This window comes from Ectothiorhodospira shaposhnikovii (genome assembly GCF_022227765.1).
Taxonomy (GTDB): domain Bacteria; phylum Pseudomonadota; class Gammaproteobacteria; order Ectothiorhodospirales; family Ectothiorhodospiraceae; genus Ectothiorhodospira.
In genome coordinates this window covers 182,166-204,574 of record NZ_JAJMLZ010000004.1, presented here as the reverse complement: position 1 = coordinate 204,574, position 22,409 = coordinate 182,166, and the positions used below count along the sequence as shown (strand labels likewise).

The 22,409-nt window shown below is 64.3% G+C and carries 23 protein-coding genes; 6 read left to right on the top strand and 17 right to left on the bottom strand.

All coding sequences use genetic code 11. The features are described 5' to 3' along the window. Window positions 1-10: 10 nt before the first annotated feature. From LQD11_RS07370 to alaC, 9 genes are all read right to left on the bottom strand, one after another. Window positions 11-1,075 carry a protein-glutamate methylesterase/protein-glutamine glutaminase gene (locus LQD11_RS07370; protein WP_238616970.1) on the bottom strand — a complete coding sequence of 355 codons (1,065 nt, stop codon included), beginning with the start codon at window positions 1,073-1,075 and terminating at the stop codon, window positions 11-13. Window positions 1,076-1,139: 64 nt separating this feature from the next. Further along, entirely contained in the window at window positions 1,140-2,369 is a 1,230-nt protein-coding gene (locus tag LQD11_RS07365) for a methyl-accepting chemotaxis protein (RefSeq protein WP_238616969.1), read from the bottom strand. 68 nt (window positions 2,370-2,437) lie between these two features. Further along, entirely contained in the window at window positions 2,438-3,049 is a 612-nt protein-coding gene (cheD, locus tag LQD11_RS07360) for a chemoreceptor glutamine deamidase CheD (RefSeq protein ID WP_238616968.1), read from the bottom strand. A gap of 11 nt (window positions 3,050-3,060) precedes the next feature. Then, on the bottom strand, window positions 3,061-3,897 hold the full coding sequence (locus LQD11_RS07355; protein ID WP_238616967.1) for a CheR family methyltransferase: 837 nt from the start codon (window positions 3,895-3,897) through the stop codon (window positions 3,061-3,063). Then, complete coding sequence (locus LQD11_RS15575) at window positions 3,882-6,320, bottom strand: methyl-accepting chemotaxis protein (RefSeq protein WP_276315673.1); 2,439 nt, start codon at window positions 6,318-6,320, stop codon at window positions 3,882-3,884. The genes LQD11_RS07355 and LQD11_RS15575 overlap by 16 nt, the downstream gene beginning before the upstream one ends. A gap of 34 nt (window positions 6,321-6,354) precedes the next feature. After that, the gene (locus tag LQD11_RS07340) at window positions 6,355-6,858 is read right to left on the bottom strand and encodes a chemotaxis protein CheW (RefSeq protein WP_238616966.1); all 504 of its coding nucleotides are present in this window, start codon (window positions 6,856-6,858) and stop codon (window positions 6,355-6,357) included. Further along, window positions 6,851-9,076: a chemotaxis protein CheW gene (locus tag LQD11_RS07335; protein ID WP_238616965.1), complete on the bottom strand. Its 2,226-nt coding sequence runs from the start codon at window positions 9,074-9,076 to the stop codon at window positions 6,851-6,853. Before LQD11_RS07335 ends, LQD11_RS07340 begins: the two co-directional genes overlap by 8 nt. 37 nt (window positions 9,077-9,113) lie before the next feature. Next, window positions 9,114-9,479: a response regulator gene (locus LQD11_RS07330; RefSeq protein WP_008931299.1), complete on the bottom strand. Its 366-nt coding sequence runs from the start codon at window positions 9,477-9,479 to the stop codon at window positions 9,114-9,116. Window positions 9,480-9,673: 194 nt separating this feature from the next. Next, on the bottom strand, window positions 9,674-10,879 hold the full coding sequence (alaC, locus tag LQD11_RS07325; protein WP_238616964.1) for an alanine transaminase: 1,206 nt from the start codon (window positions 10,877-10,879) through the stop codon (window positions 9,674-9,676). A 138-nt stretch (window positions 10,880-11,017) separates the two neighbouring features. Here alaC and LQD11_RS07320 point away from each other — a divergent pair, with 138 nt between their 5' ends. Then, on the top strand, window positions 11,018-11,398 hold the full coding sequence (locus LQD11_RS07320; RefSeq protein WP_238616963.1) for an Mth938-like domain-containing protein: 381 nt from the start codon (window positions 11,018-11,020) through the stop codon (window positions 11,396-11,398). Window positions 11,399-11,416: 18 nt separating this feature from the next. On the opposite strand, the gene rpoS is transcribed toward LQD11_RS07320, so the two are convergent. The 5 genes from rpoS to surE are packed head-to-tail and all read right to left on the bottom strand — an operon-like array spanning window position 11,417 to window position 15,415. Next, window positions 11,417-12,445 carry an RNA polymerase sigma factor RpoS gene (rpoS, locus tag LQD11_RS07315; RefSeq protein ID WP_238616962.1) on the bottom strand — a complete coding sequence of 343 codons (1,029 nt, stop codon included), beginning with the start codon at window positions 12,443-12,445 and terminating at the stop codon, window positions 11,417-11,419. A 34-nt stretch (window positions 12,446-12,479) separates the two neighbouring features. Beyond that, entirely contained in the window at window positions 12,480-13,409 is a 930-nt protein-coding gene (locus LQD11_RS07310) for a peptidoglycan DD-metalloendopeptidase family protein (RefSeq protein ID WP_238616961.1), read from the bottom strand. Window positions 13,410-13,419: 10 nt separating this feature from the next. Next, on the bottom strand, window positions 13,420-14,004 hold the full coding sequence (locus LQD11_RS07305) for a YqaA family protein (protein ID WP_238616960.1): 585 nt from the start codon (window positions 14,002-14,004) through the stop codon (window positions 13,420-13,422). Continuing rightward, window positions 14,001-14,639 carry a protein-L-isoaspartate(D-aspartate) O-methyltransferase gene (locus LQD11_RS07300; RefSeq protein WP_412852760.1) on the bottom strand — a complete coding sequence of 213 codons (639 nt, stop codon included), beginning with the start codon at window positions 14,637-14,639 and terminating at the stop codon, window positions 14,001-14,003. The genes LQD11_RS07305 and LQD11_RS07300 overlap by 4 nt, the downstream gene beginning before the upstream one ends. Before the next feature lie 23 nt (window positions 14,640-14,662). After that, complete coding sequence (surE, locus tag LQD11_RS07295) at window positions 14,663-15,415, bottom strand: 5'/3'-nucleotidase SurE (RefSeq protein ID WP_238616958.1); 753 nt, start codon at window positions 15,413-15,415, stop codon at window positions 14,663-14,665. Between the two features lie 137 nt (window positions 15,416-15,552). Between surE and LQD11_RS07290 the strand changes: the two genes are divergently transcribed. From LQD11_RS07290 to tsaB, 5 genes are all read left to right on the top strand, one after another. Further along, the gene (locus LQD11_RS07290) at window positions 15,553-16,095 is read left to right on the top strand and encodes a Smr/MutS family protein (RefSeq protein ID WP_238616957.1); all 543 of its coding nucleotides are present in this window, start codon (window positions 15,553-15,555) and stop codon (window positions 16,093-16,095) included. Between the two features lie 128 nt (window positions 16,096-16,223). Further along, window positions 16,224-16,808 carry a Tll0287-like domain-containing protein gene (locus LQD11_RS07285; RefSeq protein WP_238616956.1) on the top strand — a complete coding sequence of 195 codons (585 nt, stop codon included), beginning with the start codon at window positions 16,224-16,226 and terminating at the stop codon, window positions 16,806-16,808. Further along, entirely contained in the window at window positions 16,792-17,586 is a 795-nt protein-coding gene (locus LQD11_RS07280) for a Crp/Fnr family transcriptional regulator (RefSeq protein ID WP_238616955.1), read from the top strand. Before LQD11_RS07285 ends, LQD11_RS07280 begins: the two co-directional genes overlap by 17 nt. A 1-nt stretch (window position 17,587) precedes the next feature. Next, window positions 17,588-18,067 (top strand): PAS domain-containing protein, encoded by a 480-nt coding sequence (locus LQD11_RS07275; RefSeq protein WP_238616954.1) that lies wholly within the window; start codon window positions 17,588-17,590, stop codon window positions 18,065-18,067. Continuing rightward, a complete protein-coding gene (gene tsaB, locus LQD11_RS07270; protein WP_238616953.1) occupies window positions 18,064-18,756 on the top strand; it encodes a tRNA (adenosine(37)-N6)-threonylcarbamoyltransferase complex dimerization subunit type 1 TsaB in 693 nt (230 codons plus the stop codon). Before LQD11_RS07275 ends, tsaB begins: the two co-directional genes overlap by 4 nt. Before the next feature lie 18 nt (window positions 18,757-18,774). Here tsaB and truD read toward each other — a convergent pair whose 3' ends face one another. Genes truD through LQD11_RS07255 form a run of 3 tightly spaced genes read right to left on the bottom strand, consistent with a single transcriptional unit; the run spans window position 18,775 to window position 22,385 of the window. Continuing rightward, the gene (truD, locus tag LQD11_RS07265) at window positions 18,775-19,806 is read right to left on the bottom strand and encodes a tRNA pseudouridine(13) synthase TruD (RefSeq protein ID WP_238616952.1); all 1,032 of its coding nucleotides are present in this window, start codon (window positions 19,804-19,806) and stop codon (window positions 18,775-18,777) included. A gap of 24 nt (window positions 19,807-19,830) precedes the next feature. After that, window positions 19,831-21,771 carry a DNA repair helicase YoaA gene (locus tag LQD11_RS07260; protein ID WP_238616951.1) on the bottom strand — a complete coding sequence of 647 codons (1,941 nt, stop codon included), beginning with the start codon at window positions 21,769-21,771 and terminating at the stop codon, window positions 19,831-19,833. Then, window positions 21,768-22,385 carry a tetratricopeptide repeat protein gene (locus LQD11_RS07255; protein ID WP_238616950.1) on the bottom strand — a complete coding sequence of 206 codons (618 nt, stop codon included), beginning with the start codon at window positions 22,383-22,385 and terminating at the stop codon, window positions 21,768-21,770. Before LQD11_RS07255 ends, LQD11_RS07260 begins: the two co-directional genes overlap by 4 nt. Window positions 22,386-22,409 lie beyond the last annotated feature (24 nt).

Genomic DNA, 22,409 nt, shown 5'->3' with positions numbered 1-22,409 from the left:
AAGCCCGACATCACGAAGAGGCCCTGAGCAAGGCGGCGGCGATCTCCTGCAATGGCAGTACCTTCGCGGCGGCGCCCCGCTTCACGGCCTCTCCCGGCATGCCCCAGACCACGCTGGTGGCCTCATCCTGTGCAATGGTGAACACGCCCGCGTCATGGAGTTCCTTGAGTCCCTGCGCCCCATCCGCGCCCATCCCGGTCAACAGCGCGGCACAGGCATTGGTGCCGGCGGCCTGAACCACGGAACGGAACAGCACATCCACGCTGGGGCGGTGACGGTTCACCGGCTCCCCCCGGCTGAGTCGGCAGACGTAACGCGCCCCATCCCTGGCCACCAGCAGATGATGATCGCCGGGCGCGATATAGACGTGACCGCTCACCAGGCGATCCCCTTCCTCCGCCTCCCTCACCACCAGCGAGGTCTGCCGATTCATGCGCTCCGCCCAGGCCCGGCTGAAACCGGGCGGAATATGCTGGGCGACCACCACCGCCGGACAGTCGGTGGGCAGCCCCATGAGCACATCCTTGACCGCCTCGGTCCCGCCCGTCGATGCACCGATGGCCAGCAGCCGATCCGTGGTATGGAGCCGTACCGGCGCCGGACGGGCCGGGATCACCTGATCCACCGAATGCTTGGGCGGCGGCGCGGCCAATTGTACCTGACTACGCACCCGGGCACCCGCCGCCATGCGCACCTTGTCGATCAGTTGATCCGCGTATTCAGTCAGGGCACGGGATACATCCAGGGTCGGCTTGGTGACGAAGTCCACCGCCCCCAGTTCAAGGGCCTGCAGGGTGACATCGGCCCCCCGGGCCGTCAGGGAGGAGACCATGACCACCGGCATGGGTCGCAACCGCATCAAATTACGCAGGAAGGTCAGGCCGTCCATGCGGGGCATTTCCACGTCCAGCGTCAGCACATCCGGATTCAGACCCTTGATCCGCTCCCGTGCCACATAGGGATCCTGGGCAGTACCGACCACCTCGATATCCGGCGCGGTGTTGAGGATCTCGGTCAGGACCTTTCTGATCAGCGCCGAATCATCGACGATCAATACGCGAATCTTCCGGTTCAAGTCATGCACACCCTGCGGTTCCTCCAAATCTTGGGACGGGCGGCGATACCGCCGCGAGGGGACATCAGAAAAGCTCGATCTCGCCTTCTTCCATGGACTTCTGATGCACGGGCCGATGGGCGGCATCCCTCAACTGGGAGCGCAGCGCCTCCAGTCGAGTCCGTGAATCCTGCAACTGGCTCCTTGAGTGCCCCGGTTCGGCCAAGGGCAACTGACGCAATTCGGCAACGAACCGCTCCATGAAGTCGATGCGGCGAACGGCCCGCTCCAGCACCTGCGCGGTGATGTCCTCGAACTGGAGCAGACGCACCGCGTCGCCCACATTCTGATGTACCGACGTCACCCCTGACGAAACCCGCTGCAGCCCCTCCTCCATCACCCGGTTCATCTTCCGTACCTGTGCCATCATCTCGTCCACCGACCCCTTGGCATCGATCGAGGCGTTCATGTCCTGGGAGGCCATGCGACCGACGATCTCGCGGGTGTAGGCGAATACACGGCTGGCCTGCTCCACCAGACTGCGGATCTCTTCGTTGAACTTGTCCGAATCCCGCGACAGCTTGCGCACCTCCTGGGCCACCACGGCAAAGCCTCGGCCGGCCTCCCCCGCCCGGGCCGCTTCAATGGCCGCATTGAGCGCCAACAGATTGGTCTGCCCGGCGATATGCTTGGCACTGTCCAGCAGGGAAAAGATCTGTTCCATCTGCGAGGAAAGATCATCCACCTGATGGGCCACTTCCACGCTGTGCTTGCTCACGTCGATCAACATCTGCACATGGTCGTTCATGACCCTCGAGTTCTCGTGCATGAAGTTGTTGAGATCGATCATGTCCCCGTCGGCATCGACCTTGCCCGAAAAACCGCCCACCAGACGCAGGATCAATGCCTGCTGCTCCTGGGAGGTCACGGAAAGATTCTCAAAACTCTGCCGCAGATCACCGGCCGCGTGCGACACCAGGTTGCCCGCCTGCCGCACCAACTCCCGGAGCTCATCGATTTCACTGACCATCAACTGGTCGATTTCCAGCACCAGGCTCCACAGCGCCTGATCATGGTCGGCAGAGGCCTCGCCCCTGTCCCCTGCGTGGGATTCATCCACCGCTGGGGAAGCCCCCGGTCGCCCGGTCATGATCATGGAGACAGGCCAGGTCAGCGCCACCAGCAGCACGGCAAGCCAGGCCGGCAACCAGGCCGGCAACAACACCAGCACCAGCAATATCACCACACTGACCAGTGCCGCGGGCCAGTGTCGCCTCAGATCATCCATCACGTCCTTCACACTCAAGCCCTGCATGTCTTGTTTCCTCATCATCCACACAGTCACCGGGCCGAGGCATGTCCCATGAGCGGCAAGGCCACCGCTCAGGAAAACAACTCCACGTCCCCGGCCACGGGGGCCTGTCGCAGTCGCTGACTGTATTTAATTTCCCGCTCCAGGAGCGTGTCGTTTCGCAACGTCTTCAACTTGCGTACCAGCACCCGTCCATCCGCCGGAAAAAAATACACCTTGCGTGGAAGATTCCCCATCAGATCCCTGGCCACCACGGGAATCCCCTCGGTCTTGAGATAATTCACGGCAAAACGTGCATTGCGCTCTCCGACCACGTTCTGCGTGAAGCCGGCAATCACATTCCCGCCCCCAAACAGCTTGGCCTCCAGATTGGCGCGCCGAGCGCCTTTCTTGAGCAACTCGTTGATGAGGATTTCCATGGCGTAATCACCATAGCGCATGGCACTCCCCACCCTGGAATCTTCTTCGCGACGGTCATCGGGCAGCATGAAATGATTCATCCCGCCGATCCCGCTGACACGATCCCGAATGCAGGCGCCCACACAGGATCCCAGCACCGTCACCATGAGCAGGCCGGGCTCTGACACATAGTATTCCCCGGGCAGCACCTTGACTGCATTCGTCTCGAAATGTCTGTCAAAGTAATGGGTGGTGGCCAGGACTTCTTCAAAGCTCTTGGTCATGCAGTCAGGTCTCAAGCCCGAATGACAGGCTCGTAAATGGTCTTTCCCTTGAGCCGGAACAGATCCGCGGCATGGGCCAGGCTCTCCGAGTGCCCCACGAACAGCAATGAACCTGGGGGCATGAGAGGATGAAAGCGGCTCATCAGCCGGTATTGTGTCGGCTTGTCAAAATAGATCAACACGTTACGGCAGAATATGGCATCAAAAGGGCCTTTCAACGGCCAGGCGCCGCCCAGCAGGTTCAGGGTACGAAAGGTGACCAGTGACCTGACCTGGGGACGCAATCGGGCCATCCCCTCCTGACGACCGCGGCCACGCAGGAAAAAACGCCGCATCTCCTCCGCCGGCACCTTGCTCACCCGTTCCATGGCATAGATGCCCTCCGAAGCATGCTCCACCACCTGGGTGTCCAGATCGGTGGCCAGAATCTTCACCGGGGGCGTCCAGGAGCCGAAGGCATTGATGGCCGTCATCGCGATCGTATAGGGTTCCTCACCGGTCGAGCAGCCGGCGGACCAGATCCGCAACGGGCGCCGGTGCACCGCATGGGCATTGACCAGGTGCGCGGCCAGAACCGGAAAGTGATGGGACTCCCTGAAGAAGGCGGTCAGATTGGTGGTCAGGGCATTGACAAACTGCTCCCATTCCGGGGTGTCCACTTCCAGTCCATTCAGATACTGCTCAAAGGACTGCAGCCGGCAGGCCCGCAACCGCCGGGCAAGGCGACTATAGACCATGTCGCGCTTGCCCGGGTTGAGAGAGATACCGGCGTGGGCATGGATCAGGCCGCGGACGCGCTCGAAATCCTGATCGGTAAAGTGAAATTCCCGACTCAGAACTCCTCCCACTCGTCATCCGAGGGCTTGCTCGGCGGCGGTGTCTTTTTCACGCTGCCGGCGGCAGGTCTGGGCATCGCCTTGGTGGTCGACTGCGTCTTGGGTCTGGTGGCACCCGCCGCCGGCAGGGCCTTGCGCTGGGGCGGGGTCAGTACGGCCCCGGTCCCGATGCTCAGGTCATCCACCCGAAAGACACTGACCGCACGGGCCAGACCCTGGGCCTGTTCTTCCAGGGATTCGGCAGCGGCCGCCGCCTCTTCCACCAACGAGGCATTCTGCTGAGTCACGTCATCCATCTGGGTCACGGCGGTGTTCACCTGCTCGATCCCCGAGCTCTGCTCGTCGGCGGCGGCGGAGATCTCGGAAATCAGGTCAGCCACGCGCTTGACCTGATTCACCATCTCTTCCATGGCCTCGCCGGCTTCGAGCACCAGTTTACTGCCTTGGCTGATGGTGGCGGCATCCTCGGCGATCAGGGCCTTGATCTCCTTGGCGGCGGAGGCCGAACGTTGGGCCAGATTGCGCACCTCCCCCGCCACCACGGCAAAGCCCCGCCCCTGCTCACCGGCACGGGCCGCCTCCACCGCGGCGTTCAGGGCCAGGATATTGGTCTGGAAGGCAATACCATCGATGACCGTGATGATCTCGCTGATCTTTTCGGAGCTTTCGGTGATGGCCTTCATCGAGGTCACGGCTTCCCTGACCTTGTCGCCCCCCTGGGTCGCGGTTTCACGGGCGGTATTGGACAACTGATTGGCCTGACGGGCATTGTCGGCGGTCTGTTTCACCGTGGAGGTGAGCTGTTCCATGCTGGAGGCGGTTTCCTCCAGGCTGGAGGCCTGTTCCTCGGTCCGCTGGGACAGATCGGCGTTGCCCACCGAAATCTCCCGGGCCGCGGTATTGATGGCGTCCACGGATTCCTTGATCTGGCCGATGAGTTCCTTGAGGCGATTCACCGTGCTGTTGGTATCGTTCTTGAGCTGGCCGAAAGTGCCTTCGTAGTCGCCGTTCACCTGTTGGGTCAGATCCCCGTGGGAGACCGCGTCCAGCACCCGGGCCACTTCCGCCAGTCCCGTGGCGGTCTTTTCCATCAGGGTATTGACGCCCTCGCCCAGACGCTTGAAGAAACCGCTCAGGTCTTCCGTGGGGATGCGCTTGGTGAAGTCCCCTTTCACGGCACCTTCCACCAGGGCGCTGACCTGCTCCTCCACGCGCAGCTCCTCGGTACGGTCCGTCCACTCGATCACCACGCCCACCCGTTCACCGCCGGTGTTCATAATGGGATTGGCCACCAGGCGGAAGGTGCGCCCGCCAATCTTGATCTGGGTGTCATGGGTGGAACGCATGGTGTCCATCATCTGACGCTGATGGGCCGGATTCTTGTGGAAGATATCCACGCTGGCACCCAGCACCTGATCCGGATTGAAGCTGGGCAGATCCTTGCGGATTTCGTTGGCGGCCCGGCGGAACATGCCCACCACTGCTTCGTTGACGTAGATGATCTGACCGCCGGGTTCGGACACCATCACACTGGAAGAGACACTGTCCAGGGCATACCGAATACGCAGATTTTCCGCCGCCACGCGCCGGGTCTCGGCAATGTCCGCCTTGAGCTTGGCCTGCATTTCCGAGAGGCCCTTGAGGGCCAGGCCGATCTCGTCCTTGCGGTCGGACTGGATCTTCTGATCGTAGTCACCCTCGCCGATGGCATGGAAATGGGTCACCAGCGCCTTGAGGGGCCGTACCATGCTGATAACGGTGAGGATGGCCAGGGCAACGGCCAGCAACAGGGCGATGGCGGCCAGCCAGACCAACTGACGAATCTCGGACTCGGAAGCCTCGACCGCCTCGGTGGCCTGGGCGCTTGCGCGGGCCATGTTGCCGGCCACCAGTTCATCGAAGGTGGCTCCCATGGTGTTGGACATGGGCACCATCCGGTTCATGGTGGCCCGGTATTCTTCCATCAACTGGTCGTAGCGCACCGGGTCCGTGGTGTTGATCATGGCCTCAATCAAACGATCGAGTTCGACATAAATGGTTCTCCAGGCCAGGTATTCCCCACTGAGCCGGGTGAAGACCCGCTGCCCTTCCTCCGTCATTCGGGGAATACTGCTGATCTCGTTCCAGTTGCGATCGATGATCTCCCAGGAGCGCGCCCGCTGGCTGGCGATGCTGCGCAGGGCCGTCTTGTCCGTATAGGCTTCATCCTGGACCAGGACCTCCACCGTCTGGGCCCGGATCACCATGCGCTCGGTATTGAGATTGCCCAGGGCCCGGATGGAGGGCAATCGATTGTCGCGGATCTGCTGTGAATAATTGGCCCAGCTGCTGAAGCCCAGGTAGGCCTCGTAGGCGGCGTAGCCCAGGGCAAGGATCAGCACCCCACCGAGAAAACCGATCTTGATCCCTGCTGAAAGATTGTCGAACCAGCGCATGTGCGTATCCTCTACCGGTTTCTGAGCAAAATGACTAGATCGAGCCGGACTGAACCTGATCCACCAACCCCATCTCGCCACTGCTCATGAGTTTTTCGATATCCACCACGATGACCATGCGGTCATCCAGCGTGGCCAGCCCGTCGATATAGGCGGTGTCCAGAATGGCGCCGAATTCAGGCGCGGGACGGATCTGCTCGGACTTGAGGGCGATGACATCGGAAACACCGTCCACCACCATGCCCACCACCCGGCCGCTGATGTTGAGGATGATCACCACCGTGAACTGGTTGTACTCGGCCACCCCCAGATGGAACTTCAGGCGCATGTCGATGATCGGCACGATCACCCCGCGCATGTTGATCACGCCCTTGATGAAGTCGGGGGAATTGGCGATCTTCGTGACGGCATCGTAGCCGCGAATCTCCTGGACATTGAGGATATCGATGCCGTACTCCTCATCCCCCAGAGTGAAGGTCAAATATTCTCGACGGTCATCGCCGCTGATGCCCGCCCTGTCCTTCGGTGTCTCAGTCATGTGCCTGCTCCCGTGCCTCGGGGATTGCCGTTGAAAACCCGAACTTGCGATTGAGCCGCATCAGTTCGTCCACATCCAGGATCAGGGCGACCCTTCCATCGCCCATGATGGTGGCCCCGGACACCCCTTCCACCTTGCGATAATTGGTTTCCAGACTCTTGATCACAACCTGATGCTGGGCCATCAGCTCATCCACCAGCAGCGCTGCCCGACCCTCGTTGGTGTCCACGATCACCACGATGCCCTCTTCCAGGGCGGTCCTGCGCCTGCCACGGGAAAAGAGTCGGTCCAGCTCCACCAGGGGCAGGTAATCCCCGCCCACCTGGAAGACGCGGCCCTTGCCCGATATGGTCTTCGCCTGCTCGCGCCGGGGCTGGACCGACTCGCGGATGGCGGTCAGCGGCAGGATGAAGATCTCGTCTCCCATTCGCACCGACATGCCGTCCAGAATCGCCAGGGTCAGGGGCAGCCGGATCACGATGCGAGTGCCCTTGCCGGGTTCGGAGTCGATCTCCACCCGACCATTCATCTGTTCGATGTTCCGACGCACCACATCCATGCCCACGCCACGGCCGGAGATGTCGGTCACCTTCTCCGCGGTGGAGAAGCCCGGGGCAAAGATGAGCTGCCAGACCTCCTTGGGGGACGGGTGATCGGGCAGGGGAATGCCCTTCTCCGCGGCCTTGGCCAGCAACTTGTCCCGGTTGAGTCCGGCACCGTCGTCGCTCACCTCCACCACGATGTTGCCGCCTTGGTGGCTGGCACGCAGTACAATCTGTCCGGTGTCGGACTTGCCGGCGGCCAGACGCTGGGCCGGGGGTTCGATACCGTGGTCGATGCTGTTTCGCACCAGATGATTCAATGGATCGGCCAGACGCTCGATCAGGCCCTTGTCCAGCTCGGTATCCTCTCCCACCAGCTTGAGGTTGACCTTCTTTTGCAGGGAAGCGGCCGTATCGCGCACCACCCGGGGAAACCGATTGAACACGAAGCTGATGGGCATCATGCGGATGGACATGACAGCCTGCTGCAGATCCCGCGAATTGCGCTCAAGGTTGGACAGGCCGTTGAAGATGGACTGATGGCTGACCGGGTCCAGGCCCGACACCGACTCCGCCAGCATGGCATGGGAGATCACCAGCTCTCCCACCAGATTAATGAGCTGGTCCACCTTTTCCACGCTGACCCGGATGGAGGCATCACCGGCGGGCATCCGCCGCGCTGGAGGCTGACGTCCCTCTTCCGGTGGAGAACCGGTGCCGCTGGGAGGCGGGGTGGAGGCCGCCAGTTCCGCAATCTGGACCATCCCCGGACTACCGCCGAACAGACCATACCCGGGATGCTCCTGATCCAGCGCCTGCACCGCTCCCGGCGCATCTTCGAACAGGCCGAATCCCGGCTCCTCATCCGCGACCGACGCCGCGTCGGCGGAAATGTCGGGCAATGGTTCAAAAAAACCGTAACCGGGATCTTCATCCGCCGCCGGGGAATGATCCAGGACTTCCACCTGTACGCCGGCGGCATCACACACAAAGTCCAGCAATTCCACGATCTGGTCATGGGAGACCGGGGCGGTCAGTTGCCAGCACAGGGTATTCGCATCCGCCGCCTGGGATTCAAGGCGTCCCAACTCGCCCAGAGCCGACACCAGTCCATCCAGTGACGTGTCCGGCGTGAGTCCCGCCTGCGCTCGATGAATCCGGATCAACCAGACCGGACAGGACGGTTCAGCGTCGGCCGGAGCGAGGTCGGCCCCGTCCCGAGGCGTCCCGTCACGGGTGACCTGCCGGGACGGGGCGGCGGCTGTCGCGGGGATTGCCTGATCCGCCCCGACCACGGAGAGTCTTTCCAGTCTGCCACAGACCTCGGCGATGCGGGGATCTTCATAAATCCCCCCTTCCTGATGGGCTACCAGCTGAGCCTTGAGCACGTCACCGGCATCCAGAAAGGCATCCACCATGGCGGTGGTCGGCTGCAGCTCCTGCTTGCGCAGGCGGTCCAGCAGCGTCTCCAGCACATGGGTCACCTGAGCCATGTCGGTAAAACCAAAAGTACCGGCCCCGCCCTTGATGGAGTGGGCGGCACGAAAGATGGCGTTGAGCATCTCCTTGTCGGCCGACGTCACGTCCAGCTCCAGGAGCAGGCTTTCCATTTCGCTCAGGTGCTCGGCGGCCTCGTCGAAAAACACCTGATAAAACTGGCTCATGTCGATGGTCATGCCGCTTGTCCCCGCACGGGTTGTGGAGCCTCCTGATTCAGCCGATGACCTTGCGAACGACCTCCAGCAACTTCTGGGGATCAAAAGGCTTGACCAGCCACCCCGTCGCGCCGGCGGCACGTCCCTGGGCCTTCATGGCGTCCCCTGACTCGGTGGTCAGCATGAGGATGGGAGTCGTCTTGTACTGAGGCAGTCCTCGCAGGGCCTTGATCAGGCTGATGCCGTCCATGCGCGGCATGTTCTGATCGGTGAAGACCAGATCGAACCGACCCGCACGGGCCTTGTCGAGTCCGTCCTGACCATCCACGGCCTCGGTGACGGCATAACCCGCCCCCTTGAGCGTGAAGGTCACCATCTGACGAATCGAGGCGGAATCATCCACCGTGAGGATCGTTTTGGGCATTGGCATACTTCTCCTTATCTCTTACCCGTCATCATCGGCCCGGATTGAACATTCTTGAGCCTTGAAGGCCCCATTCCGGACACATCCTAAATTCAATCCAAAAGGATCGGTAGTCGGAACGTGACGAACTGCGCAAAAAAAAAGGGCGACCCGAAGGTCACCCCGTGTCGAAGTACAGGCTGACGGGCCGTCTTTCAGTCGTCGCGCCGGGCCTCGGCCCTGGCATCGGCCCGGAACATGGCCTTGATCCCACGCAAGGCCTGGCGAGTCCGGTGCTCGTTTTCGATCAGGCCGAAGCGAACATGGGTATCGCCGTAGGTGCCGAAACCGATCCCCGGGGAGACCGCCACCTTGGCATCCCGCAACAGCTTCTTGCAGAACTCCAGAGATCCCATGTGCCGATACTGTTCGGGGATGGGCGCCCACACGAACATGGTGGCCTTGGGCTTTTCCACCGGCCAACCCAGGGCATTGAGGCCGTCGCAAAGCACATCCCGGCGCACCCGATAGAGCTGCCGGATTTCCTCGACGCACTCCTGGGGACCTTCCAGGGCGGTGATGGCCGCCACCTGGATCGGGGTGAAGGTACCGTAGTCCAGGTAGGACTTGATCCGTCCCAGGGCGGACACCAGGGTGGGATTGCCGCACATGAAACCCACCCGCCAGCCGGGCATGTTGTAGGTCTTGGACAGGGTGTAGAACTCCACCGCCAGGTCCTTGGCGCCGGGCACCTGCAGGATGGAGGGCGCCTTGTAGCCGTCGAACACGATCTCGGCGTAGGCCAGGTCGTGAACCACCCAGATCTTGTGTTCCCGGGCAATGGCCACCACCTTCTCGAAGAACTCCAGTTCCACACACTGGGTGGTCGGGTTGGCGGGAAAATTCAGGATCAGCATCTTCGGACGCGGCCAGGAATCCTGGATGGCCCGCTCCAGTTCCGCAAAGAAGTCCACATCCGGAGTCAGCGGGACATGGCGGATATCGGCGCCGGCAATGACGCAGCCGTAGGGGTGAATGGGATAGGCCGGATTGGGCACCAGCACCGCGTCACCCGGTCCCAGGGTCGCCAGCGCCAGGTGGGCCAGACCTTCCTTGGAACCGATGGTGACGATGGACTCGGTTTCCGGGTCCAGATCCACATCATAAGTCTCCTTGTACCAGCGGCAGATGGCCCGACGCAGGCGTGGGATGCCCTTGGACATGGAGTAGCGATGGGTATCACCGCGCCGGGATGCCTCGACCAGCTTGTCGACGATGTGATCCGGGGTGGGCTGATCCGGATTCCCCATGCCGAAATCAATCACATCCTCGCCTCTGGCACGGGCCTTGGCCTTCAGGTCGTTGACGATGCTGAAGACGTAGGGGGGAAGGCGCTTGATTCTCGGAAACTCTTCGATCACAGGGGTAATCCGCGTTGCAGAAGGGAATGAAAGAGAAGACTGCAGATGAACCGGAAACGATACTGGGCACCCGAAAGGCTGTCAATCAGGGGCGGGCCGCACTTGCCTTGACGGCATCGCGGCGTTAGCTTCGACCCCATGAAGATGACACGCGAATACGGTGACGGCCGGCACGTGATCACGGCCCATGACGCCACCTGGGTGCAGGTCAACCAGACCCGCTATGAGGGCAGCCTGGTGGTCCTGCCCCATGCCCTCATCCCGGACTGGGGGATCGAACAACCGGATACACTGACGGCGGCCGCCCTGGAACCCATTCTGACACACACACCGGAGATCATCCTGCTGGGAACCGGTCCGGTGCTGAAGTTCCCGCCCCGGGATATCCTGCGTCTGTTCCGGGATCGGGGCATCGGCCTGGAAGTCATGGACACCCCCGCCGCCTGCCGTACCTACAACGTCATCATGAACGAAGGGCGGCGGGTGGCCGCCGCCCTGATGCTGCCGGGGCATGGATGACGCCCGCCGCGGGGCGCTTCAGTTCTGCAGCAGCGTCTCTTCGGAAAACCCCCGGCTTTCCAGGATCTTGCGCAGACGCTTCAAGGCATCCATCTGGATCTGCCGGACCCGTTCCCGGGTGACGCCCAGTTCAAGCCCCACCTGCTCCAGGGTGCTGCGCTCGAAGCCATGCAGCCCGAAGCGGCGCACGATCACTTCCCGCTGTTTTTCATCCAGCTCCATCAGCCACTCGTCCACATAGTGGATCACGTCCTCGTCCTGGATCAGTTCCGAGGGCTCCGGGGTCTGCTCGTCGGGAATCACATCCAGCAGGGGACGGTCGCTCTCCTTGCCGATGGGCAGGTCCACTGACGTCACCCGCTCCGACAGTGCCAGCATCTTCTTCACATCCTGCACCGGTTTGTCCAGGTGTCTGGCCACCTCTTCCGCCGTCGGCTCGTGATCCAGTTCCTGAGCCAGTTGGCGGGAGGCCCGCAGGTAGACGTTCAGTTCCTTGATGACGTGGATGGGCAGGCGAATGGTGCGAGTCTGATTCATGATCGCACGCTCGATGGTCTGGCGGATCCACCAGGTGGCATAGGTGGAAAAGCGGAACCCCCGTTCCGGGTCAAACTTTTCCACGGCGCGGATCAGACCCAGGTTGCCCTCTTCGATGAGATCCAGCAGGGCCAGGCCGCGATTCATGTAACGGCGGGCAATCTTGACCACCAGGCGCAGATTGCACTCGATCATCTTGCGACGGCCGTACTCGTCCCCCTGCTGGGCCAGGCGCGAGTAATGGACCTCCTCCTCCGGTGTCAGGAGGGGCGAGAACTCGATCTCGCTCAGATAGATCCGAGTGGCATCCATGTCGCTCTTGGGAACTTCGCCCGCGGCGAAGACCATGGGCTCCCCGTCGTCTTCCGACTCATCGACCGCCTCTGCCTCATCCGGCAGGGATGCCGCCGATTCCTGTGCCTCCGGGTCCAGCGGCCCATCCCTGACATCGTCCTCCAGTCTCTCCTCCACATCCTCGTACACGGGGTTCTCGTCTCGCCTTTTGGGCATGTGACCTCCTGTGCGGGGCTGCCACGCCCCTTGATTATCGGCCCGGCATGTAGCGCAGGGGATCCACCGGCTTGCCGTCCTCGCGGATTTCGAAATGCAGCATGGGACGATCCGTACCGGTATCCCCCAGCAAGGCGATCTGCTGCCCTGCGGATACCATGGCACCTTCATTTACAAGGATTTTTTCATTATGGCCGTAAGCACTTAAGTAACTGTCGTTATGCTTGATGATGATAAGCTTTCCATATCCGACAAGTCCACTGCCGCTGTAGACCACCCGACCCGGGGCCGCGGCACGCACCGGCTGGCCCCGCTGACCGGCGATGGCAATACCTTTCTTCCCGGTTCCCTGGGCATCGAATCGACGAATGACCTGCCCTTCGGTGGGCCACTGCCACACCAGGGGACCGGTGGCCGCCTGGGCGGGGGTGGCGGTGGGGGTGGTCGGCTCACGCACCGGCTGGGCCACGGGGGCCGGCCGGGGCGGCGTGGAACTGGCCGGTGAAGACGGCCGCGGCGTCGGGGCCGGAGAGGATGAAGTCGGGGGCGGGGCCGATGCGGTGGGAGCGGGACGCGTGGCGGGAGGCGCGGAAGCGGAAGCCGTCGGCGTCGGCGTGGCCGCCCGCGGCGGCGGCTCGGTCCGGGTTTCCCGGGGCGTCGCCGCCGTGGTCCGCGGCGCCGGCGTGGTGGCCGGTGTCGGTGCCGATGCCGATGCCGTCCTGGACTGCCCCGGCGGCGGATTCATCCGCAGGCGCTGACCGGGATAGATGGTGTAGGGCTCCCTGATCCCGTTCCAGCGGGCCAGTTCCTGCCATTCCAGGCCATAGCGCCAGGCGATGGAATAGAGGGTTTCATGCTGGCGCACGGTATAGGTGCCGGAACGGAACGCCGGCTCTTCGGGCTTGATGGCGGCACAGCCCGATACCAGCAGTAACAGCAGCAGAATAAGTGCCAGTCCCTTCACCGTGTCTTGTTCATCCCAGCCATTGATAGAGGGCAACCGCCAGCAGCAGGCAGACCACCGTCAGCCATCCCAGCCATTCGATATAGGGCCGCAATTTTGGTTCCACCCGAGGTCCCAGCCAGCTGATCAGCAAGGCCACGGCAAAGAACCGCGCCCCCCGCCCCAGGAACGAAGCAATGATGAAGGGCAGCAGGGCCATGGACAGGGCACCGGCGGTGATGGTGAACAGCTTGTAGGGAATGGGCGAGAACCCGGCCACCAGCACCACCCACACCCCCCAGACGGTAAACCATTCCTGGGCCAGCGACAGCTCTTCCCCATACCCGGCATTGACGATCACCGGCTCGAGCATGCCGAAGGCCAGATAGCCGAGCACATAGCCCAGCACCCCGCCCAATACCGAGAACAGGGTGGTGATGAAGGCCAGATACAGGCCCTGATGGGGTCTGGCCGCCGCCATCGGGGCCAGCATCACATCCGGCGGCACCGGGAAAAAGGATGACTCGGCAAAGGACAGGGCCGCCAGATAGCGGGGGGCATGGCGGTGGCGAGACCAGCCCATGACCCGATCATAGAGTGGACCGAACAGCCTCATGGCACCTCTCCCGGCAGCAGGGGCACGAAACTCACCGGCCCCAGTTCATCCTTCACGAACGCCTTGCTGGTACGGGTGATGCGCACCAGAGACTGGGTCTCGTTCTCTCCCCCCACCGGGGCCAGCAGTCTCCCGCCCACCTTGAGCTGCAACAACAGAGCCTCGGGCAATTGCCGGGGCGCCGCGGTGAGCAGGATGCCGTCATAGGGCGCATGCTCCGGCCAGCCTTGGGTGCCGTCGGTGTGGCGCAGGCTGACATTGTGCAGACGCATGCTGCTGAGCACCTCCCGGGCACGACGCTGCAGGGGCCGGACCCGTTCCAGGCTGACCACGCGCCCCACCAGCTGGGCCAGGACGGCCGCCTGATACCCGGACCCGGTGCCCACCTCCAGCACCAGCTCCGGCACCCCGTCTTCCAGCAGGGCCTCGGTCATCCGGGCCACGATATAGGGCTGGGAAATGGTCTGGCCGAAACCAATGGGCAAGGCCGTGTTCTCGTAGGCACGATGGGCCAGTGCTTCATCCACGAACAGGTGTCGCGGGGTGGAGCGCATCACTTCCAGCACCCGTGGGTCGCGGATGCCCAGCTCCTGCAGCCGGCGGGCCAGCCGATCCCGGGCACGCTGGGAGGTCATGCCGATTCCCGCAAGATCGTGGTTCAAGCCCGCTCTCCCGTCAGCCAGCGACTCACCACATCCATGGCATCGTAACGAGTCAGGTCCACCTGGATCGGCGTGACGGAGACATACCCGGAACGGATGGCATGAAAATCCGTGCCGGGTCCGGCATCCTGTTCCGGCCCTGCGGGACCCACCCAGTAAATGGGACGGCCCCGGGGATCGGTGGAACGGGTCACCGGCTCCGCCTTGTGACGGTGGCCCAGACGAGTGGCCTGAAAACCGCGGATCTCATCCCAGGGCAGGTTCGGAACATTCACATTGAGGATGGTGTCGGACGGCAGGGGCATGTTGCGCAACCGTTCCAGCAGTTCCAGCACGGCCCGGGCGGCGGAATCGAAGTGTTGACAGGGATACCCGGCCAGGGAGACGGCGATGGCCGGCAAACCGAGAAAACGACCTTCCATGGCGGCGGCCACGGTGCCTGAATAGAGCACGTCATCCCCCAGGTTGGCGCCCGCGTTGATGCCCGAGATCACCATGTCCGGCTCTTCCGCCAACAGGCCGGTGATGGCCAGATGGACACAATCCGTCGGCGTGCCGTCCACCCGCACGTCGCCGTTGTCGAGGATTTCAGGCCGCAACGGACGGGACAGGGTGAGGGAATTACTGGCACCACTGCGATCACGGTCCGGTGCCACCACATGGACGTCGGCACAGGTTCTGAGGGCCTTGGCCAGCAGTTGCAGGCCCGGCGCGTGGACACCATCATCGTTACTGAGCAGTATGCGCATATCGAGTCACTTTGAAGTCAAGCGGTTAATATACTGGAAAGCCTGTCCCCGGCGCATGTCCGGCGCATCTTTCCGACCGACAAACCCAGGCAGCCGACACCCGTCCAGACTCAAGCCACCGGCAACGGATTCCTGACATGCCGCCTTCCGATTCGCAGGATGATGACTTTGACCTCTTCCGCCAGGCCGTCGGCCCGGTGGCGCCCGTGCACACCGACCGGGCCATGCTGCAGCCACGGCGGCCGCCGCCTCGCCCCCGTCAGACCGAGGCCGAACATCGCCGTGCCCTGGAGGACATGATCGATGATCCCTTTCAGGTCACCGACATCCAGCCCGGCGACGAACTCATCTACATGCGCGAAGGTCTGCAGCGCCAGGTATTCAAGAAGCTGCGGCGGGGCCATTACCGGATCGGAGCGGAACTGGACCTGCACGGCATGACGGCCCGCGAAGCCCATGAAGAGATGGTGCTGTTCCTGGCCGCCGCCAGGGAGCGACGCCTGCGCTGTGTCCGCATCATCCACGGCAAGGGCCTGCGCTCCAGCAACCGGGGTCCGGTACTCAAGAGCCGGGTGGCCCACTGGCTGCAACAGCGCGCGGAGGTTCTGGCCTTCTGCTCCGCCCGACCCGCGGACGGTGGCACCGGTGCCGTGCTGGTGCTGCTCCGACTCAGTGACTGAGGAACGCAAAAGCCCCCCGGAAAAGGCATCTTTCGATAGCCAGGTAAGTTCCATACCATGCTAGTATGAAAAGCATGAGAAAGACCCATGGTTAGGCCGTATCCGCCGTGTTGCCCGGAGGGCATGACATGAAACGATATCCATTGACCACGCTGGCGATCCTGCTGCTCGCTACCGGCAGCCTGGGCCTGTCTGCCCAGGAACTGCCCCCGGAGACCCAATCCCGGGTCGATGCCAGCCGCGCCGCCGTGCAGCATTTCGGCGGCAGTCTGCAAGGGGAACTCAAACAGGCACTCGAGAGCGGCGGCCCCCTGCACGCAATCGAGGTCTGCAGTCAGCGGGCCGGAGAGATTTCGCGGGATGTATCCACCGACCGGCGGCTGGAGATCGGCCGTACCAGTCTCAGGATCCGCAATCCCGAGAATGCCCCGGACGCCTGGGAGCGGCTGGTCCTGGAATCCTTCGAGGCCAGGCTGGCGGCCGGGGAATCCCCTCAGACCATGGAATTCTACGAAATCTATCAGCGCGGGGAAGTGCGTGAGTTCCGGTACATGCGTGCCATCCCCGTCGGCGAAGCCTGCCTGACCTGCCACGGTCAGGAAATCCGCTATGACGTGGAACATGCCCTGCTGCGCATGTATCCCGACGACCAGGCCCGCGGCTATGAAGAAGGTCAGATAAGGGGAGCGTTCACCGTTGTCCAACCCATGTGATCCGATGCTGGGCGCTGAAGACCCGGCGATTCCCCATCGGCGGCGCAAGCATGCCCTGCCGGGTCGTCCCGTGGCGCCCCAAATGGACAACGACTGCCGTCGCTGTCCGGTCAGGGGTGTCAGCCTGTTCGGCGACCTGCCGGACGAGGTGGTGTTCAGCCTCAACAACCCGGCGGAACATCTGGACCTGCCCGCGGGTCATGTTCTTTACCGGGAAGGTGCCGCGGCCAACGCCGCGTTCACCCTCAAGGACGGCGTGATCAAGCTGACCCGCACCGCCGTGAATGGTCGTGACCAGATCCTGCGCCTGCTGACCCGGGGAGACGTGATGGGGGCGGAAGGCTTGATGGGCCTTGCCTACAACCACACGGCCACCACCCTGACCCCGGTCCAGATCTGCCGCCTGCCGCTGCCGGTGCTCAAGCAGTTGCAGGCGGAACATCCCACCCTGAATCATGCCCTGCTGGCCCGCTGGGCAGTGGCCCTGCAGCAGGTGGAAAACCTGGCCCTGGAACTGGGCACCAAAAAGGCCAGCGAACGACTCGCCACCTTCCTGCTTTACTGGCGGGCCAAGAACGGCCACTACCCCAGCATGCCCCTGCCGCTGTCCCGCACCGAGACCGGTGAACTGCTGGGCCTCACGGTGGAGACTGTCAGCCGGTTCTTCGCCGACTGGAAACGACGGGGTTATCTGTCCGAAAAGGCGGGCATCATCCATCTCCACAACCTGGAAGCCCTGGAGACCCTGAGCGGCTCGGAATCCCTCTCCCGGATCTGACATGGCACGCGAACGTCTGATTGATCCCGCCCTGCTCGCCCTGGCGGTGGACGCCTGCAATGACGGCGTGACCATTGCCGAGCGGGAGGGCGAGGACACCATCCTGATCTACGTGAACGAAGGCTTTGAACGGCTGACCGGTTATCGCGCCGATGAGATTCTGTACCAGGACTGTCGTTTCCTGCAGAACGATGATCGGGATCAGGCCGCCCTGGCGCAAATCCGCGACGCCATGGAACGCGGCATCCCCTGCCGGGTGCGGTTGCGCAACTACCGCAAGGACGGCAGCCTGTTCTGGAACGAACTGAGCATCACGCCGGTATTCAATGACGAGGACCGGCTGACCTACTACATCGGCATCCAGAAGGACATCACCGACCAGGTGGAGGCCGAGCAGGCCCTGGAAGCCGCCCGCCGGGAACTGAGCCGACTCGGTGCCCTGCCCCGGACCCACAACCACCCCGGTGAAGACCCCGAATGAAACTGCTGGCCATTGAAACCGCCACCGAGGCCTGTTCCGCCGCCCTGCTCCTGGACCGGGATGTCTGGGTCCGTTTCGAGGTGGAACCCCGCGCTCATGCCCGCCTGATCCTGCCCATGATGGAGGGGCTGCTGGCGGAGGCGGGCCTGTCCCTGGGGCAGCTGGATGCCCTGGCCTTCGGCCGGGGGCCGGGGGCCTTTACCGGGGTCCGGATCGCCGTCGGGGTGATCCAGGGTGCCGCCTTTGCCGCCGATCTGCCGGTAGTGCCCGTCTCCACCCTGGCGGCACTGGCCCAGCAGGGTCTGGATGAAGGGGCGGACCAGGTACTGGCCGCCCTGGATGCGCGCATGGGAGAAGTCTACTGGGGCGCCTTCCGGGGAGACGAGGACGGCCTGGCCGTCGCAGCAGGCGAGGAACGGGTCTGCCCCCCCGAGGATGCCCCCCTGCCGGAATGGCGGGGCTGGCTGGGGGTGGGCCATGGCTGGTCAGCCCACGGGACGGTGCTGACCAGCCGCTTCGGGGACTGCCTGAGCGGAAGGCCGATGCCGGACGCCCTGCCCAGTGCCGCCGAGGTGGCCCGGCTTGCCGCCCGGGATTTCACCCGGGGCCGGGCGGTCCCGGCGGAATCGGCCCTGCCGGTGTACCTGCGCAACCGGGTGGCGGAAAAACCCCGGCATCAAGCCCTCTGACGGGAGGGTTCTTTTACGTCAACCCTCCCCGCCGTCGGCCCCGGTGTCGGCGAAGACCTCGACCAGGGTGGTGGCAAAGGCGCCGGCGGGCAGCGTGAAACCCAGCCGCAGGGTCTGTTCCTCCTCCCACTCCCAGGTCAGCGCCTGTGGGCGGATGCGCAGGGCACGCCGTTCCTGGGTCAGACCCGCCGCCTCCAGCCCTCGGGCCAGAACCGGCACGGTCGCCGCGACACCGGCCTCCAGCGCCGCCACCGCCCCCATCGTCGCCGGATCGCCCCGGCCCCACAAGGGACCGGTCACATGCAGGGCCTGGGCCGCCAGCCGCTCGGGTACCGTGGGATCGTCCTCCTGATAAATAAAGAAGCTGCCCCGTCCATCCAGCTGCAGGGCATCACCGGGCAGGGCCTGATCCCAGGTCCCATCCTCAAGCCGGGCCGCCAGGACGCGGTTGAAGATCTCCGAACGGGCCGCGGACAGGTAGATCCCCCGCAGCTTCTGGTCGCGTACCTGCAGGGTACCCTGGAACAGGGCCTCGGCCCTGGCGATATTGCCGCCGTCACGACCAAAGCGTTGGGCACCGAAAAAGTTGGGCACTCCACGCTGTCGCATCATCGCCAGTCTGGCCTGTGCCGCGTCCCGATCCCCCTCGCACCGACGTAGCACCAGCACGAACCGGTTGCCCTGCAGATGACCGGTCTGGAGCTTTCGGCGGTGTCGCCGTGCCTCCAGGACTTCCACTTCCGGCGGCAGGTGTTCGGACCAGACCGGCGCCTCCCGACCCGGCAGGTGGACGCTGAACCACTGGGTGGTCACCGCATGGCGGTCCTTGCGGCCCGCATACCCGACGGCACGGCGCGGCACACCGGCGATGCGTCCCAACAGGGCGGCGACGGTATCGGTATTCATGCCCCGCTTGCGGATGCTCAGCCAGACATGCTCACCCTCCCCCTCGGGCAGGGTCGCGGGGATCTCCTCCACCAGGAAGTCTTCGGGCCGGTGACGCAGGATGGCCGTCAGGGGACGGGCAAGGGGGGCGTGAAAGGGGGTCATCAGGCACTCGATCGGGTTTAAGGTTCAGGCTTGCGGGCAGGACGGCTCGCCCAGACCCTGCAAGAAGGTCCGGGCCTGGTCAAGATCCCGGACCCGGCCCACCGGTGGCAGACTTTTCATGAAGATGCGGCCATAGGATTTGGTCTGCAGACGGGGATCACACAGCACCAGCAACCCCTTGTCATCCGGGTCACGGATCAGGCGGCCCACCCCCTGCTTGAGGGCGATCACCGCTTGGGGAATCTGCAACGACGTGAAGGGGCTGCCGCCCTCGCGACGGATGGCCTCCATGCGGGCTTCCAGCACCGGATCACCGGGCGAGGCAAAGGGCAGACGGTCGATGATCACGCAACTGAGCGCCCGCCCCCGCACATCCACCCCTTCCCAGAAACTCTGCGCCCCCAGCAGGACACCGTTGCCCGCCTCGCGAAAGCGCGCCACCAGCTCCTGCCGGGGCGCGGTACCCTGTACCAGAACCGGTCGATCCAGGCGTCGGGACAGCCAGGCGGCGGCGGCCTGCAGAGCCTTGTGGCTGGTGAACAGCATGAAGGTGCCACCCGGGTTGGCCTCGATCACCGGCAGAACCGCCTGCGCCATTGCTGTCGTATAACCGGGGTCATTGGGTTCGGGCAGTCCCGAGGGAATGTAGAGCCGGGCATTGGCGGCATAATCAAACGGGCTGTCCAACTGCAGGCCACGGGGCACCCCGAGGCCCAGGCGCCGGTTGAAGTGATCAAAACAGCCATCCACCGACAGGGTGGCCGATGTGAACACCCAGGCGCTGTCACAGGCCCCGCGATGCTGGCGGAACAATCCCGCCACATCCAGCGGGGTCAGATGCAGGCTGAAGGTCCGGGTCCAGGTTTCGTACCACTGCACCGCGTCTTCCTGGGGGCCGTCGAACAGGGCCAGACGCTGCATCTGATCCAGCGCTCGCCGGGCGCACCCCTCCAGGCCCTTGCCCCGCTCCGCCGCCACCGCCAGGGCCTCGGCCAGGGACTCCAGGGCCGCGCGCAGGCCCTGCAGGGCCTCGTCCATGCCGGGGGTGGCCGCCAGCACCGGCCAGGGAGCACGGCGCATGCCCTCCCCCATGGCCAGCCGGAAATCCTTCACCGCCTTGCCCAGCCCATTCGCACGCTCCCGTAACTGGGGCATGTCCGGGGCCTCGTTCACCTGCTCGGAAACCGTATCCCGGGCCAGTTCCAGCAACTGCCTGGCGCTGAGACTGACACCGAAGAAACTGCCGGCCACTTCCGGCAACTGATGGGCCTCGTCCAGGATGAAGGCCTCGGCCGCCGGCAGCAGCTCGCCAAACCCCTCGTCCTTGAGTGCCAGGTCCGCGAACAGCAGGTGGTGATTGATCACCACCAGATCCGCCTCCTGGGCGCGACGCCGGGCTCGCAACACGTAACACCCCGCATACTCGGGACACTCCGTCCCCAGGCAGTTGTCCGCCGTGGAGGTCACCCGGGGCCAGATCTCCGCATCCTCCGCCAGTTGGGACAGTTCGGCGGTATCTCCGGTCCGGGTTCCCGCCGCCCAGCGTTCCACCAGGCGCAGGGGGGCGTGCAGGCGGGCCTCCAGCTGCGGACCTTCTGCCGCGGTCAGGCGGAGGCGATGGGGGCACAAATAGTTCGAACGCCCCTTGAGCAGGGCACAGCGCACCGACAGCCCCAGCGTCCGGCAGATCAGCGGCAGGTCCTTGTGAAACAGCTGATCCTGCAGATTGCGGGTGCCGGTGGAGACGATGACCTTGCGACCACTGAGCAGGGCCGGCACCAGATAGGCAAAGGTCTTGCCCACGCCGGTCCCCGCTTCCACCACGAGGGTATCCTGGTCCTCCAGGGCCTGGGCCACGGCGGCGGCCATCTGCTGCTGGGGCAGACGGGCACGAAAGCCCTCGATGGCATTCGCCAGGGGGCCGTCATCCCCGAGCCATTCGGCCGCCTCGCCCGGACCGGTCATCCGGTGCGTCCCGGTTGCAGCGCCCGGGCACGCTCAAGGGCCTCCATGGCCCCCCGTTCATCCCCCCGCAGACGCCGGGCCTGGGCAATGATGCGCCAGTTGTCCGACTGCAGGGCACGATCACTTCTGGCCAGACCGTTGGACTTGGCGGCCAGGCTCTCCGCCTCATCCGCCTGCCCCTGGTGCAGCCGCACCATGGCCAGCTGGTGCCAAAGCCGGGCATCGTCCGGGGCAATGCGCAGAGCCCGCTCCAGGGCGGCGGCGGCACGTTCGGGCTGGCCGGCGGCCATGTGACGGTCCGCATCCCCGGCCAGGGCCACCACGGCGGGAGGCTGCTGGGGCCGGGCGGTGACCGGCGGCACCGGGCGCGCGGGTTCGGCGGCGGACGGACGCTGGGTCCGGGTGTCGCCGGCAATCACCGGGGCCTGGGGAGCACGCACCTCCGGCTGGGGGGCCGGGGCCGGGATCGGAGCCGGGGCCTGCGGTACAGGCGCGGGCGCCGGGACGGGCGTGCGGGGCGGCGGCCGCATGTCGGGGACGGCGGCACAGCCCGACAGCAACACCAGCAACGCCAGGGCGGCCGGATATCGGCAGGATCGGTCAAGGGATCTCACAAACGGCTCCTCCAGATGCATCGG